Consider the following 13,446-nt stretch of genomic DNA (forward strand, 5'->3'; position numbering starts at 1 on the left):
ATAGAAAAGGTGCACTTTAGTGTAATTTCGCTCAGTTAAGCATGTATGGAGAACATGTGATTCTTACTCAGGGTTCCGTTCACCTCAGCGCTGTCATTTTTCTGAAACGCAGTTACCCGTGAACGTGCAAGGGAGGCTCACCGCCGCCTCCCTTGCATCCCAGGCTCCCGGCGGGAAAATCGTCGCTGCGCGAGTTATTCGTCTTATGCCGTCTGCCTGTCGGGTCGGGGCCGAGCCTGCATCCCTGCAGGCCGTCCCCTCTGCCCGCATCCCTGCGGGCAGTCCCGGTCAGCCGTCAACGCCTCATCGATTTTCAGCCGGACCGGGGTCATCGCTTCAACGCTCTGACTTCCAGTTAAATCTGTTTTGCTGTTTTAACAAAAAACGCAGAAGGTGAGGTGTTAACTGATCAGCATTAGCACTTTAGCGCGCATTTTTTGTTGTGATCTGCTTCAAAAACAGAAATTTAATACATTTAATGGTATTAAAAGAGAAATTATTTCTTAACTTTTAGAAATTACAGGGGTTTGTTTGTGAAGTTTTTCTCTGATCCTGCGCGTATCATTTATTCATTACTCCAATAGCTCACCTGCATCTTATGTACTGCGTATCGCATTAAGCAGTACGAAAAAAATAAAAAACCTCTACCTACACATTGAGCGGGAAATTATGGAAACGGCAACGAATAGCAGCGTAATACTCGACGCATCTGCTCCGGCGCGTCGGGCGGGAATGACCGAAAGCGAATGGCGCGAAGCCATTAAATTCGACAGCACGGACACCGGCTGGGTCATTATGAGTATCGGTATGGCAATCGGCGCGGGGATTGTTTTTCTTCCCGTCCAGGTAGGGCTGATGGGGCTGTGGGTATTCTTACTCTCCTCCATTATTGGCTACCCTGCCATGTATCTGTTCCAGCGTCTGTTTATCAATACGCTGGCTGAATCTCCGGAATGTAAAGACTACCCGAGCGTGATCAGCGGCTACCTGGGTAAAAACTGGGGCATCCTGTTGGGGGCATTGTATTTTGTGATGCTGGTCATCTGGATGTTCGTCTATTCCACCGCCATCACTAACGACAGCGCCTCCTATCTGCACACGTTTGGCGTGACTGAAGGCTTACTGTCCGACAGCCCGTTCTATGGCCTGGTGCTGATTTGTATCCTGGTGGCCATCTCGTCACGCGGGGAAAAACTGCTGTTTAAAATCTCTACCGGTATGGTACTGACCAAGCTGCTGGTGGTAGCGGCGCTTGGCGTGTCGATGGTAGGGATGTGGCATTTATATAACGTAGGTTCGCTGCCGCCGATGGCGCTGCTGATCAAAAACGCGATTATCACGCTGCCGTTTACGCTGACCTCGATTCTGTTTATTCAGACTCTAAGCCCAATGGTTATCTCATATCGTTCTCGCGAAAAATCCATTGAGGTGGCGCGTCATAAAGCGCTGCGCGCTATGAACATCGCGTTTGGTATTCTGTTCGTTACGGTCTTTTTCTACGCCGTTTCCTTCACGCTGGCGATGGGTCATGACGAAGCGGTTAAAGCCTATGAGCAGAACATTTCCGCTCTGGCGATTGCCGCGCAGTTTATCAGCGGCGATGGCGCTGGCTGGGTGAAAATCGTCAGCGTTATCCTGAACATCTTTGCCGTAATGACCGCCTTCTTCGGCGTCTATTTAGGCTTCCGTGAAGCCACTCAGGGGATCGTGATGAACGTGCTGCGCCGTAAAATGCCAGCCGAGAAAATCAATGAAACCCTGGTGCAGCGCGGCATTATGGTTTTCGCCATCTTACTGGCCTGGAGCGCAATTGTGCTCAATGCGCCGGTACTGAGCTTCACCTCTATTTGTAGCCCAATCTTCGGCATGGTGGGTTGTCTGATCCCGGCGTGGCTGGTCTACAAAGTTCCAGCACTGCACAAATACAAAGGCGCCTCTCTGTATCTGATTATTATCACGGGCCTGCTGCTGTGCGTTTCTCCGTTCCTGGCATTTTCCTGAGTTATCTGAGCAAAGGTTGTTGTTATGTTTGAGACTACATTGAATCCATTATGGGATAGTTTTATTCGCGCAGTGCAGGAAGAAGTGAAGCCCGCGCTGGGCTGCACGGAACCTATCTCTCTGGCTCTGGCGGCGGCCGTCGCCTCCTCTGAGCTGGAAGGCGCGGTTGAACGCATTGATGCGTGGGTCTCGCCAAACCTGATGAAAAATGGCCTGGGAGTGACCGTTCCGGGGACTGGCATGGTGGGGTTACCGATTGCCGCCGCGCTGGGCGCGATCGGCGGTAACGCCAAAGCCGGGCTGGAAGTGCTGAAAGACGCTTCGGCTGAGGCGGTGGCGCAGGCCAAAGCGATGCTGAGCGCCGGGAAGGTTACGGTGATGCTGCAGGAGCCTTGCGAAGATATTCTCTTTTCCCGCGCGAAAGTGTACAGCGCTGAAGGATGGGCGTGCGTGACCATTGTTGGCGGCCATACCAACGTTGTGCGCATTGAAACCAACAAAGGCGTGGTGTTCGCCACAGAAGAGAGCACTCAGGAAGAGGAGCAGGAATCACCGCTGGCGGTCCTGTCTCACACCTCGCTGGAAGAGATTCTGGCGTTTGTGAATGCGGTGCCGTTTGCGTCAATCCGCTTTATTCTCGATGCGGCAAAACTGAACGGGGCGCTGTCTCAGGAAGGGCTGCGCGGCAACTGGGGCCTGCACATCGGGACTACGCTTGAGAAGCAGTGCGCGCGTGGCCTGCTGGCAAACGATCTGTCTACTGCTATTCTGATCCGTACCAGTGCGGCATCGGATGCGCGAATGGGGGGGGCGACGCTACCGGCGATGAGCAATTCCGGCTCCGGTAATCAAGGTATTACCGCCACCGTTCCGGTGATGGTAGTTGCTGAGCACTTTGGCGCGGATGAGGAAAAACTGGCGCGTGCGCTGATGCTGTCTCACCTGAGCGCAATCTATATCCATCATCAGCTTCCACGTTTGTCCGCGCTATGCGCGGCAACCACGGCGGCGATGGGCGCTGCGGCGGGTATGGCATGGATTGTCGATGGGCGCTACAACACCATCGCGATGGCGATCAGCAGCATGATTGGCGACGTGAGCGGAATGATTTGCGATGGCGCCTCAAACAGCTGCGCGATGAAAGTTTCAACCAGCGCATCTGCGGCGTGGAAAGCGGTGCTGATGGCACTGGACGATACTGCCGTAACGGGTAACGAAGGGATTGTGGCGCATAACGTGGAGCAATCTATCACTAACCTGTGCGCGCTGGCGTGTCGTTCAATGCAGGAAACCGACAAGCAGATCATTGAGATCATGGCCAGTAAAGCGCATTAATCTGTAGGCCGGGTAAGGCGCAGCCGCCACCCGGCATCACTCTTAGCCGCCTTTCAGGCGGCTTCTTCATCTTCGAGCCGTAGCTCGGCATCGGCCACAATCGCTTCCAGTTCTGTCAGCATTTCTTCATAACCGAAAGTCGCCGTATCCTGTTTTTGCGGCTCAGCCTGCGGCTGGCGTTTTTTTGTTTTTTTCTTGCTCAATAGCCGTACTCCATTGTTTTCCATGACTATACGGGCAAATCTATCAGCAAAGCACGCAGCGGGGTATCGGCGACTAACGTTATGTTAGTCTCGTCACGAATAAATGCGCCATCGCCGCAGGTGAGGGCTTCTTTTTCGGCGCCAGCCGTCACCGCATGGAATCTGCCGTGGATCGACTGCAGATAAGCGCGAGGCCCATGTAACTGAAAACTGAGCGATTCGCCTTGTTGCAGCTCAACATGATGCACCCAAACCTGTTGGCGCAGATGCAGGCTGCCTTGCTCACCGTCCGGCGAGGCCAGCAGCTGATGCTTACCGGCACTCAGCGTGGCTTTCTGCACGCAGGCATTTTCGCGCTGCGGGCAGGCATCCAGCCAGAGCTGCATTCTGGTTAACGGCTTATCTTTACTGATATTGTGTTCGCTATAGCTGATCCCGGGTTGTGTCGCGAGCAATAGCACTTCTCCTGCTTTGGCCTGGATATGGTTGCCTTCGCTGTCGCGGTACTCAGCTTCCCCTTCGAGGATCAGGTTGACGATATCCACTTTCGGATAGGTACGTGGCTGGAAAGAGGCCCCCGGTGCCAGAACTTCCTGGTTCAGAACACGCAGCGAGGCATAACCCAGCAGTTTAGGATCAAAATAGTGTCCAAAGGAGAAGGTATAACGGGCCTGCAGCCAGCCGTAGTCTGCCTGTCCGCATTGTTTGGCTGTACGGGTAGTAATCATAGTTCTTGACCTCTCTTTACTTCCTTTTATGTTAAATGGCTAGACGCTGCATTGTTAGCCAGATATTCTGCCCGGTATGTTCAAATTTCCTGAATGAGAACGAGATGGCCAAAGAAAGGGCTTTAACGCTTGAAGCGTTACGCGTCATGGACGCAATAGACAGACGCGGTAGCTTTGCCGCCGCGGCAGATGAACTGGGGCGGGTTCCTTCAGCCCTCAGCTATACCATGCAGAAGCTGGAGGAAGAGCTGGACGTCGTGTTGTTTGACCGTTCAGGTCACCGCACAAAATTCACCAACGTCGGGCGTATGTTGCTGGAGCGTGGACGCGTCCTGCTGGAAGCTGCGGATAAGCTGACTACCGATGCCGAAGCGCTGGCGCGTGGGTGGGAAACGCATCTGACCATCGTGACCGAAGCGTTGGTGCCGACGGCGGCGTTTTTCCCGCTGATCGACAGGCTTGCCGGGAAGGCCAATACCCAGCTTTCCGTTATCACCGAAGTTCTGGCCGGGGCGTGGGAGCGTCTGGAGCAAGGGCGAGCGGATATTGTGATTGCGCCGGATATGCATTTTCGCTCATCTTCAGAAATCAACTCGCGCAAGCTGTACTCGCTGATGAATGTGTATGTAGCGGCACCGGATCATCCTATCCATCAGGAGCCGGAACCGTTATCAGAAGTCACCCGCGTGAAATACCGTGGTATCGCGGTGGCGGATACCGCGCGTGAACGTCCGGTGTTGACCGTACAATTGCTGGATAAACAACCTCGTCTGACGGTGAGTTCGATAGAAGATAAACGTCAGGCGCTGTTAGCCGGACTGGGCGTGGCGACGATGCCGTACCCGCTGGTGGAAGAGGATATTGCGGCTGGTCGGTTGCGGGTAGTAAGCCCAGAGTCGACAAGTGAAATTGATATCATTATGGCCTGGCGGCGAGACAGTATGGGCGAGGCGAAATCCTGGTGTCTGCGGGAAATCCCGAAACTGTTTGCGGGAAAATAGCCGGACTGTTACGCCGGATACGGTGCAATTGCACCTTATCCGGCCTGGAAGACGGAGTATGTTGCAGGCCTGATAAGCGTAGCGCCATCAGGCATCTACATGTGCTACGTCAGGATAACTGTTTGGGATCGGGCCCGAAGCGGTTGCTCCCCTGAGTCCCGTTTTGGCAGTTGAAAATGATGATAATCAACCAGCCAACGATCGGGATCAGCAGCACCAGCAGCCACCAGGCTGAACGATCGGTGTCATGCAAACGCCGGAACTGTACCGCCCACCAGGGGATAAACACCAGAACCCCATAAATCGTCGTTAAGATGCCTTCCCCTCCGGCGCGTTCCCAGCCAAGCATTCTGTCCAGGATACCCAGCACGAACGTGAAGATGATGTTGACCAGCACAAACATCCAGTATTCTTTACGACGCGCGCGACCACCAAAACCAAAGTAATTCTTTAATACGTTTAAATACCAATCCATTTTTGCCTCGTTCTGCATTCAATTACTTGTTTTTAAAGCAATCAAATTAAGAATAGCTGTGAATGAAATGATGGTAAATGTTTGATGTGTTAATTATTTGGCCCGCTGATGGGTAATACTTATCAGTGAACGCCTTAGTTTCAGAAACTATCGCCAGTGTGGTAGACGTTATGAATATGCGCTCTCAGAGAAAGGGTTCCGTTCACCTTATGTTCATCGTTTCTCTGAGACATCGATTCCTGTGAACGTGTAAAGGGCGTTCTCCGCCACGCCCTTTACAATCCCGGCTCCCGGCACGGAAAATTGCCACTTCGTGGTTCCCTCCGCTTATTCCTTCAGGCTTTCGGGCCGGGCGCGATGAAGCGTCCTTGCAAAGCGCGCCCTGAACCCGCATCCCTGCGGGTTCTCCCGGCCTTACGGAAACACGTCGGCAATTTTCAGCCGGACCAGCCACACCTGACCATCTGTATTTTTATTTGAATATATCTGAACAGCAAAACAGATTTTACTGGAAGTCAGAGCGTTGAAGCGATGACCCATGTCCGGCTGAAAATCGATGAGGCGTTGACGGCTGACCGGGTCTGCCCGCAGGGATGCGGGCAGAGGGGATGGCCTGCAGGGATGCAGGCTCGGCCCCGACCCGACAGGCAGACGGCATAAGACGAATGAATCGCGCAGCGACGATTTTCCCGCCGGGAGCCTGGGTTGCAAGGGAGGCGGCGGTGAGCCTCCCTTGCACGTTCACGGGTAACGGCGTTTCAAAGAAATGACACCGCTGAGGTGAACGGAACCCTGAGCAAAAATCACATGTTCGCCATACATGCTTAACTAATCGGTATTCCCCAAAGGGGCCAGTGTAAATTACGCGAAACGCTCGTCACGCCCGTGGGGTTCGTTAAGGTCCTGCCACGGCCCAACAGAAATAATACCAGTCGGGTTAATGGTTTTATGGCTACGGAAGTAGTGATTACGGATGTGATCGAAATTGACGGTTTCCGCAATGCCCGGTATCTGGTAGATATCGCGCAGGAAACCGTACAGGTTCAGATAGTCGCTAATCCGGTATTTGTCGCACTTGAAATGGGTCACATACACGGGATCAAAACGTACCAGCGTGGTCCACAGGCGAATATCTGCTTCTGTTAACTGGTTGCCGGTCAGATAGCGATGCTGCCCCAGAATTTGCTCCAGACGCGCCAGAGATTGGAAGACTTTTTCCACGGCGTCGTCGTACGCTTCCTGGCTGGTGGCAAATCCGGCTTTGTACACACCGTTATTGACGTTGTCATAAATCCAGCCATTCAGCTCGTCGATTTGACTTTGCAGGGCTGACGGGTAGTAATCCCCGGCTTTTGCGCCCAAAGCATCAAAAGCGGTGTTAAACATGCGGATGATCTCCGCAGATTCGTTGCTGACAATGGTGTGATTTTTTTTATCCCACAACACCGGGACGGTTACCCGACCGCTGTAATGCGGATCGGCGTGCAGATAGAGCTGGTAAAGAAACTCGTGTTGATACAGCGTATCGCCGGTTGCAGCCGGGAAGGTATCATCAAAGGTCCAGCCGTTTTCCAGCATCAGCGGATGCACAACGGAAACGGAAATAAACGGTTCCAGCCCTTTGAGCTTACGCAAAATCAGCGTACGGTGCGCCCACGGACAGGCCAGAGAAACGTAGAGATGATAGCGGTCTTTTTCGGCAGCGAATCCCCCTTCGCCCGTTGGACCCGGTGCGCCATCCGCGGTGAGCCAGTTGCGGTAAGCCGATGCTGAACGTTGAAATTTTCCCCCGGTTGATTTGGTGTCATACCAGGTGTCATGCCATACGCCGTCAATCAGTTGTCCCATTTTATCGCCTCCTCAGATAGCAAAAGCGAGGAGATGTCTCCTCGCTTTTTCATATGTTCAGTATAGTTCGCTTACCACTTTTTATTCAGTACACGGTCGATGCTGAATGCGCCCGGACCGGTGATAGCCAGCAGCAGGAAACCGCCTGCGATGGTCAGGTTTTTCATGAACATCAGAGAGTTCACGCCTTCCGCAAAGTTGCTGTGGAAGATGAACGCTGTCAGCAGCGTGAAGCCTGCGGTGAACAGCGCGGTAGTACGGGTCAGGAAGCCGAACAGGATTGCCAGACCACCGCCAAACTCAAGCAGGATGACCAGCGGTAACATAAAACCAGGCACGCCCATGGCTTCCATATACTGTTGGGTACCCGCATATCCGGTGATTTTTCCCCAGCCTGCGGAAATAAACAGGATTGGCATCAGAATGCGCGCTACCAGTACACCAACATCTTCTAATTTCTTCATCATTCACTCCAGGAAACCACTCAGGCGGCTTATTGTGTTTTGTGTGCAACGACGCTGCAGAGCGCGTCGTTGCTGTCGATGGAGAGAATCATAAACGTGCTTAATGACAATTGTTAGCAAGGAAAACTGTCAAATTTTTTCAAAAATTTTGAGGTTAGGGAGTGGAGGGGTTAGCCGCGTAGTTGCTGCTGTCTGATGGTCGCTTTAACCAGACGCCAGATGCTCCAGACGCTAAAACCGCGCTTAGCCCAGCGTACCAGCAGATTAGGGTTACGAATGGTACGAACTGCCATGATACTGCTACCCACTAACACCCAGCCACGTAGGTTCAACAGTGTTTTCCAACCACGATCGTAGACTTCGGTGGCCTCCAGCCAGTCGCGGCGAGTAGCAGACAGATCCAGCCGTTGCTGCTGGATCTGTCCAAGCAGTTGCGCCTTACGTTGTTGACGTTCGACTTTACTGCTCATTATGCATCATCCTCCAGGGCCTGCCTGTCGTTTGCGAGTTCGTGGCGCGTATGGCGTAGCAGCGTTGTTTTGCGAGCTTTACGCAGAGTCCATATCCCGCCAATAAGCGCCATAACCAACAGCACAACGGTGGTGGCAATCATTGCGTTCAGGCGATATTGCGGATCAATGGCCCAGATGATAAGCACCATCAGGCTCATCAGCCCAAACGCCGCGAACAGCATGGTCAGCCCAAGCATCAGCAGGATCTGGATGAGATTTGATTTTTCCTCTTCCAGTTCCACGACGGCCAGCCGCAACCGCGTTTCTACGATCTCAACGAGAATCGTCAGGATCCGCTGTCCAATACCCAGTACGCTTTTGCCTGGACCTTGTGCGTGTTGAGAGTCAGCCATTGTTAACGGCGCGACAGCAGTACACCAAGCACCACACCGACTGCAGCGCCAATCCCGACGCCAGTCCATGGGTTTTCGCGTACATAGTTATCGGCTTTGGCCGCGGCTTCACGGGTCTGTTTGGCAATCACATCGCTGGTTTCACTCAGACGATGACGGCTCTCCCGCAGGGCGTGTTCGGCTTTGCTGCGAATTTTACTCATCTCTTCCTTCGACTTATCGCCAGAGGAGCTAAGTACTTCTTCAAGCGTATCCGCAAGAGATTTCAGCTCAGCGCGCAGGTTGTCCGTAGCATTATCTTTCGACATAGTTTTCTCCAGTTGAGTGGGTCGTTACCGTACTTAGTAATCGCGTGATTCGAGTTCTTTCAGCTCATTCTGAGCTTCGGCAAGCTTACGTTCGCGTTTGGCAATTTTATCCGCATCGCCTTTTTGCTTCGCCTCGGCTAAATCATCTTGACGCTCGGCTATCTCATCTTTCTGCTCTGCGATTTTTTTCTGATGGTCGGCGCGCAGTTTGCTGTCAGTACAGTTGGCCCGAACCTCACTAAGTGCTTTGTTCAGACCATTGATGCGGTTCTGATTGTTGTGCTTTTCGGCATAGCTAATCTCCCGCTGAATATCCTGTTCTTTTTCCTGACAGAGGGTGGTGGCGTAACTGCCGGCACTGAGAGCGAAAAGGCTAATAGCCAAAGCGATGCGGTATTTCATTCTTGAACCTTCCATTGTGATTCGACGTTGTGGCTTGCGGTCGATGCTCCAGATTAATAAAACGTTGGGCCATAATCCCAGTTTATTAATCATAGGCGCTAAACGGTGAAATCACCAAAGTGAGTGATCTAATTCAGATTCCTGGAGATTAACCAAAACGGTGCGGGGTATCACGTAAGCGGGATAACCACTGCACCGCCTGATTATCATCATCCTGCTGAGCGATGACGAAACCATGTGGCAACGTACGGTCCAGCACCACTTTGGCGGCTGCGCTCTGCGCGCTGGAATCAAAAGTGATCAGCAGCGCGTCATTTTGCGGGGTAATGCTTTTAAAGCGGATGCCGTTGGCATCCAGGTGATGCCAGATAGAGAAGCCATCAGGCATGCTGGCTCCCTGGTTTATGGCGCGAATGGCCAGCGTTGACTCCTGCTGGCGAATAACCGACCAGGTCAGGAGCAGCGCGCCGATAAACAGCATAAAGGTGGTGGTCCAGGCAAGTCGTCGGAGCGTTATGCATGATTTCAGCATAATTTATCCTCGGTTCCCGTATTTCTTTTTCCACAGCACAACCAGTGAACCCGCCAGACCAAACACCAGTAACACCACAGGAAGCAGCATCAGGCAAGACATGAGCTGATCTTCATACTTAAGAAATACCGGCGTTTTGCCCAGCAGATAGCCAAGCGTTGTGAGAATCAGGACCCAAAGCAATCCGCTCATCCAGTTAAAGAACTGAAAGCGCGCATTATTCAGGCCGGATAACCCTGCAATGGTCGGCAGTAATGTTCTGACAAACGCAATGAAGCGTCCAACCAGCAGCGCAGACAAGCCATGCTTATGAAAAAGATGATGCGCGCGCTGATGGTAATGCGCAGGAAGGTGCGACAACCAGTTTTGCACGGTGCGGGTGTTTCCCAGCCATCGCCCCTGGATATAACTAAGCCAACAGCCGAGGCTGGCCGCGGTGGTGAGTAGCAGTACCGTTTGCGGAAAACCCATTGCGCCTTTGGCAATAAGCACGCCGACCAGTACCAGCAAACTGTCGCCGGGTAAAAACGCTGCTGGCAGCAGTCCATTTTCCAGAAACAAAATGGTAAATAGTACAAAATAGAGCATGCCAATCATGGAAGGATTGGCCAGAGTTTCAAAATCCTGAGCCCATAAAGCATTCAGTAATTGAGTCAGTAGTTCCATTCAATATTCCTGGAGAATCGGTTATCGTCATGCCGGTTTTTCTGGATTTTGTAACACCGCGATTTTATTGATGTTTTTTGCAAGGTGCGCGGTCTGATACAAATTCACGGCCTGAACTGTTCCCTGTGAAGTTGTGAAGTTAGCAAGCTCTTAAACACAAAAATTCAAATAGCATCTAATTGTAACAAAGGTCAACGTTGTCCGTTATAGAAATTACGGTTGCTGAACTCTGATTTTGCTTATCGCATTAGAGGGAGGCGAGAGGATTTACACAGGCTGACATTTTATACCTAATGCTTACCAAGCATCAGGTACAGGCGCTTCGTCACGCCTGTATCGATAAGATTGATTATTTTGCGCCGTTAGCGGCCGTATCGAGATGAACGACCGGATTTTCAGTAAAAAGGTAACGGTCCGCGTTGAACTCAAAATCATCGCTGGTTTCGTTAAACAGCATCTGCTTCGTGTTCTCCAGATGCTGCCACATCGCCAGTTTAGCGGCATGGGGATCTTTGCGAATCAGCGCCCGCAGGATCTGATCATGGTCGTCGCACCAGTTATCTACCGTACGCGAGTCGATGTGGTCGTGCAGTTTTTTCCAGTAAGGGTTGTGAATACGCTGAGTCCACATTTTTTCCACGATGGCGGCCAGGGCGGAGTTCTGCGTGGCCAGCGCGACCTGCACATGGAACTGGAGATCCCATTCGGAGTCACGAAAGCTTTTTTCATTACGCGACTTCTCCTGAATTTCCATCAGTTTCATGATGTCCTGTTTGGTCACCTGAGTGGCGGCAAACTCGGCAATGTTGCTTTCAATGAGCTGTCGAGCCTGAAGCAGCTCAAAAGGACCGTAACTGGCGAATTCCAGACCTTCGTCGGGAGCAACATAATGTTTGGGTTGGTTAGAGATGACGTGGATCCCCGATCCTTTACGCACCTCAACATAGCCCTCAACTTCCAGCATGATAATCGCTTCACGAACCACGGTACGGCTGACATTTTTTTCATCGGCGATAAAGCGCTCGGCGGGAAGTTTGTCACCCACCAGATAGACGCCCTGCTCAATGCGTTCTTTAAGATCAGCGGCAAGTTGTTGGTATAAACGGCGTGGTTCAGTGATTTCCATATGCGCTCCAGGCATGATACGGCAGACTATATTTGTTATACCACTTTTGCGATTACGCCTCCACTCGCGAGGACAAAAAAGCCGCCAGATAGCTGGCGGCTTAGCATTATATAACCTTGCTGTATCGCATCTGGTTAACTTTGCGTCGCGGGATCACCCGTCTGTGGACCTGAATCTATCTCGCTGGCTGATTTGTTCTGTAGTACCGTCCAGATGACCAACGCGCCAAGCAGGTCGAATACCGCCAGCACGGCGAACAGCGGGCTAAAGCCGATGGTGTCGGCCAGCGCGCCAACGACCAGAGCAAACAGCGTACTGGCAAGCCAGGCGGACATACCGGTCAGACCGTTCGCGGTTGCCACTTCATTACGACCAAATACGTCAGAAGAGAGCGTAATCAGCGCACCGGACAGCGCCTGGTGAGCAAAGCCGCCGATGCACAGCAGGGCGATAGCGATATACGGGCTGGTGAACAGACCAATCATGCCAGGGCCAATCATCAGCAGCGCGCCCATGGTGACCACCATTTTACGGGACACGATCAGGTTCACGCCGAACCAACGCTGGAACAGCGGTGGCAGGTAACCCCCAACGATACAGCCCAGGTCAGCAAACAGCATCGGCATCCAGGCAAACATGGCGATTTCTTTCAGGTTAAAGCCGTAGACTTTGAACATGAACAGCGGGATCCAGGCGTTGAATGTCCCCCACGCCGGTTCTGCCAGGAAACGCGGCAGCGCGATGCCCCAGAACTGGCGGTTACGCAGGATCTGGCCGAGCGACATTTTCTTCGAGGTCGTGTTTTTATGCTGTGATTCCTGGCCGTTCAGAATGTAATCACGTTCTTCATCAGACAGTTTTTTCTGGTCGCGTGGATGTTTGTAGAACACCAGCCAGGACATCGCCCAGATGAAGCTCAGGGCGCCGGAAATAATGAATGCCATCTGCCAGCTGTGCATGACGATAGCCCAGACCACCAACGGCGGTGCAATCATCGCGCCGATAGAAGAACCAACGTTGAAATAACCCACGGCGATGGAACGTTCTTTTGCCGGAAACCATTCTGAACTGGCTTTCAGGCCAGCTGGGATCATTGCGGCTTCAGCTGCACCTACCGCGCCTCGCGCCAGCGCCAGTCCGCCCCAGCTGCCAGCCAGTGCGGTCGCGCCACAGAAGACGGCCCACAGAACGGCGAACATCGCGTAACCGATTTTTGTGCCGAGTACATCAAGCACGTAACCTGCCACGGGTTGCATTACGGTGTAAGCAGCAGAATACGCTGCGATGATATAGGAATACTGTTGAGTGGAGATGTGTAACTCTTCCATCAGAGTCGGCGCAGCTGCCGCCACAGTGTTACGTGTGAGGTAACCCAACACGGTGCCAAGCGTCACCAGTGCGATCATGTACCAACGTAACCCTTTAATTTTACGCATGTAAAACCTCATCGTTTTGTTATGTCCGCCAACGAGCGGTCATCTTCCAGTTCAGG

Annotated in this window: 16 protein-coding genes; 3 read left to right on the forward strand and 13 right to left on the reverse strand. The window is 52.5% G+C overall.

Annotated features, from left to right (window positions below):
- Positions 1-669 precede the first annotated feature (669 nt).
- Both ICA20_RS03250 and ICA20_RS03255 read left to right on the forward strand, forming a co-directional pair.
- Entirely contained in the window at positions 670-2,001 is a 1,332-nt protein-coding gene (locus tag ICA20_RS03250) for an amino acid permease (RefSeq protein WP_038634097.1), read from the forward strand.
- Between the two features lie 24 nt (positions 2,002-2,025).
- Positions 2,026-3,336: a serine dehydratase subunit alpha family protein gene (locus ICA20_RS03255; RefSeq protein WP_038634094.1), complete on the forward strand. Its 1,311-nt coding sequence runs from the start codon at positions 2,026-2,028 to the stop codon at positions 3,334-3,336.
- A 53-nt stretch (positions 3,337-3,389) separates the two neighbouring features.
- Here ICA20_RS03255 and ICA20_RS03260 read toward each other — a convergent pair whose 3' ends face one another.
- Together ICA20_RS03260 and ICA20_RS03265 are read right to left on the reverse strand one after the other, a co-directional pair.
- Positions 3,390-3,539 (reverse strand): hypothetical protein, encoded by a 150-nt coding sequence (locus ICA20_RS03260; protein WP_165353574.1) that lies wholly within the window; start codon positions 3,537-3,539, stop codon positions 3,390-3,392.
- Between the two features lie 26 nt (positions 3,540-3,565).
- The gene (locus ICA20_RS03265) at positions 3,566-4,267 is read right to left on the reverse strand and encodes a pirin family protein (RefSeq protein WP_005131482.1); all 702 of its coding nucleotides are present in this window, start codon (positions 4,265-4,267) and stop codon (positions 3,566-3,568) included.
- A gap of 104 nt (positions 4,268-4,371) precedes the next feature.
- Here ICA20_RS03265 and yhaJ point away from each other — a divergent pair, with 104 nt between their 5' ends.
- Entirely contained in the window at positions 4,372-5,268 is an 897-nt protein-coding gene (gene yhaJ, locus ICA20_RS03270; protein WP_016154624.1) for a DNA-binding transcriptional regulator YhaJ, read from the forward strand.
- A 109-nt stretch (positions 5,269-5,377) separates the two neighbouring features.
- On the opposite strand, the gene ICA20_RS03275 is transcribed toward yhaJ, so the two are convergent.
- From ICA20_RS03275 to ICA20_RS03325, 11 genes are all read right to left on the reverse strand, one after another.
- Complete coding sequence (locus ICA20_RS03275; protein ID WP_038642883.1) at positions 5,378-5,743, reverse strand: DUF805 domain-containing protein; 366 nt, start codon at positions 5,741-5,743, stop codon at positions 5,378-5,380.
- An 861-nt stretch (positions 5,744-6,604) separates the two neighbouring features.
- Positions 6,605-7,591 carry a glutathione S-transferase family protein gene (locus tag ICA20_RS03280; protein ID WP_038634087.1) on the reverse strand — a complete coding sequence of 329 codons (987 nt, stop codon included), beginning with the start codon at positions 7,589-7,591 and terminating at the stop codon, positions 6,605-6,607.
- Positions 7,592-7,662: 71 nt separating this feature from the next.
- Positions 7,663-8,055 (reverse strand): DoxX family protein, encoded by a 393-nt coding sequence (locus ICA20_RS03285; RefSeq protein ID WP_032940735.1) that lies wholly within the window; start codon positions 8,053-8,055, stop codon positions 7,663-7,665.
- A gap of 170 nt (positions 8,056-8,225) precedes the next feature.
- The gene (locus ICA20_RS03290) at positions 8,226-8,525 is read right to left on the reverse strand and encodes a YqjK-like family protein (RefSeq protein ID WP_038634085.1); all 300 of its coding nucleotides are present in this window, start codon (positions 8,523-8,525) and stop codon (positions 8,226-8,228) included.
- Positions 8,525-8,920 carry a phage holin family protein gene (locus tag ICA20_RS03295; RefSeq protein ID WP_038634082.1) on the reverse strand — a complete coding sequence of 132 codons (396 nt, stop codon included), beginning with the start codon at positions 8,918-8,920 and terminating at the stop codon, positions 8,525-8,527. The genes ICA20_RS03290 and ICA20_RS03295 overlap by 1 nt, the downstream gene beginning before the upstream one ends.
- 2 nt (positions 8,921-8,922) lie before the next feature.
- Positions 8,923-9,228, reverse strand: coding sequence for a YqjD family protein (locus ICA20_RS03300; protein ID WP_006687949.1), 306 nt, complete (start codon positions 9,226-9,228; stop codon positions 8,923-8,925).
- Between the two features lie 33 nt (positions 9,229-9,261).
- On the reverse strand, positions 9,262-9,630 hold the full coding sequence (locus ICA20_RS03305; protein WP_038634079.1) for a DUF1090 domain-containing protein: 369 nt from the start codon (positions 9,628-9,630) through the stop codon (positions 9,262-9,264).
- 148 nt (positions 9,631-9,778) lie between these two features.
- Positions 9,779-10,162, reverse strand: coding sequence for an EnvZ/OmpR regulon moderator MzrA (gene mzrA, locus ICA20_RS03310; RefSeq protein ID WP_038634076.1), 384 nt, complete (start codon positions 10,160-10,162; stop codon positions 9,779-9,781).
- A 3-nt stretch (positions 10,163-10,165) separates the two neighbouring features.
- Positions 10,166-10,828 (reverse strand): DedA family general envelope maintenance protein YqjA, encoded by a 663-nt coding sequence (gene yqjA / locus ICA20_RS03315; RefSeq protein WP_003024820.1) that lies wholly within the window; start codon positions 10,826-10,828, stop codon positions 10,166-10,168.
- A gap of 349 nt (positions 10,829-11,177) precedes the next feature.
- Entirely contained in the window at positions 11,178-11,954 is a 777-nt protein-coding gene (gene exuR / locus ICA20_RS03320; protein WP_038634073.1) for a transcriptional regulator ExuR, read from the reverse strand.
- A 134-nt stretch (positions 11,955-12,088) separates the two neighbouring features.
- The gene (locus ICA20_RS03325; protein WP_032940740.1) at positions 12,089-13,390 is read right to left on the reverse strand and encodes an MFS transporter; all 1,302 of its coding nucleotides are present in this window, start codon (positions 13,388-13,390) and stop codon (positions 12,089-12,091) included.
- Between the last annotated feature and the right edge of the window lie 56 nt (positions 13,391-13,446).

The sequence above is a fragment of the Citrobacter sp. C5_2 genome (assembly GCF_014596845.2).
In the GTDB taxonomy this organism is placed as follows: Bacteria; Pseudomonadota; Gammaproteobacteria; order Enterobacterales; family Enterobacteriaceae; genus Citrobacter; species Citrobacter werkmanii.

Excerpts from the sequence above, each read along its gene's own strand:
- ICA20_RS03250 (WP_038634097.1), top strand. The coding sequence starts at position 670 with ATGGAAACGGCAACGAATAGCAGCGTAATACTCGACGCATCTGCTCCG.
- ICA20_RS03255 (WP_038634094.1), top strand. The coding sequence starts at position 2,026 with ATGTTTGAGACTACATTGAATCCATTATGGGATAGTTTTATTCGCGCA.
- ICA20_RS03265 (WP_005131482.1), bottom strand. The coding sequence starts at position 4,267 with ATGATTACTACCCGTACAGCCAAACAATGCGGACAGGCAGACTACGGC.
- yhaJ (WP_016154624.1), top strand. The coding sequence starts at position 4,372 with ATGGCCAAAGAAAGGGCTTTAACGCTTGAAGCGTTACGCGTCATGGAC.
- ICA20_RS03275 (WP_038642883.1), bottom strand. The coding sequence starts at position 5,743 with ATGGATTGGTATTTAAACGTATTAAAGAATTACTTTGGTTTTGGTGGT.
- ICA20_RS03280 (WP_038634087.1), bottom strand. The coding sequence starts at position 7,591 with ATGGGACAACTGATTGACGGCGTATGGCATGACACCTGGTATGACACC.
- ICA20_RS03285 (WP_032940735.1), bottom strand. The coding sequence starts at position 8,055 with ATGAAGAAATTAGAAGATGTTGGTGTACTGGTAGCGCGCATTCTGATG.
- ICA20_RS03290 (WP_038634085.1), bottom strand. The coding sequence starts at position 8,525 with ATGAGCAGTAAAGTCGAACGTCAACAACGTAAGGCGCAACTGCTTGGA.
- ICA20_RS03295 (WP_038634082.1), bottom strand. The coding sequence starts at position 8,920 with ATGGCTGACTCTCAACACGCACAAGGTCCAGGCAAAAGCGTACTGGGT.
- ICA20_RS03300 (WP_006687949.1), bottom strand. The coding sequence starts at position 9,228 with ATGTCGAAAGATAATGCTACGGACAACCTGCGCGCTGAGCTGAAATCT.
- ICA20_RS03305 (WP_038634079.1), bottom strand. The coding sequence starts at position 9,630 with ATGAAATACCGCATCGCTTTGGCTATTAGCCTTTTCGCTCTCAGTGCC.
- mzrA (WP_038634076.1), bottom strand. The coding sequence starts at position 10,162 with ATGCTGAAATCATGCATAACGCTCCGACGACTTGCCTGGACCACCACC.
- yqjA (WP_003024820.1), bottom strand. The coding sequence starts at position 10,828 with ATGGAACTACTGACTCAATTACTGAATGCTTTATGGGCTCAGGATTTT.
- exuR (WP_038634073.1), bottom strand. The coding sequence starts at position 11,954 with ATGGAAATCACTGAACCACGCCGTTTATACCAACAACTTGCCGCTGAT.
- ICA20_RS03325 (WP_032940740.1), bottom strand. The coding sequence starts at position 13,390 with ATGCGTAAAATTAAAGGGTTACGTTGGTACATGATCGCACTGGTGACG.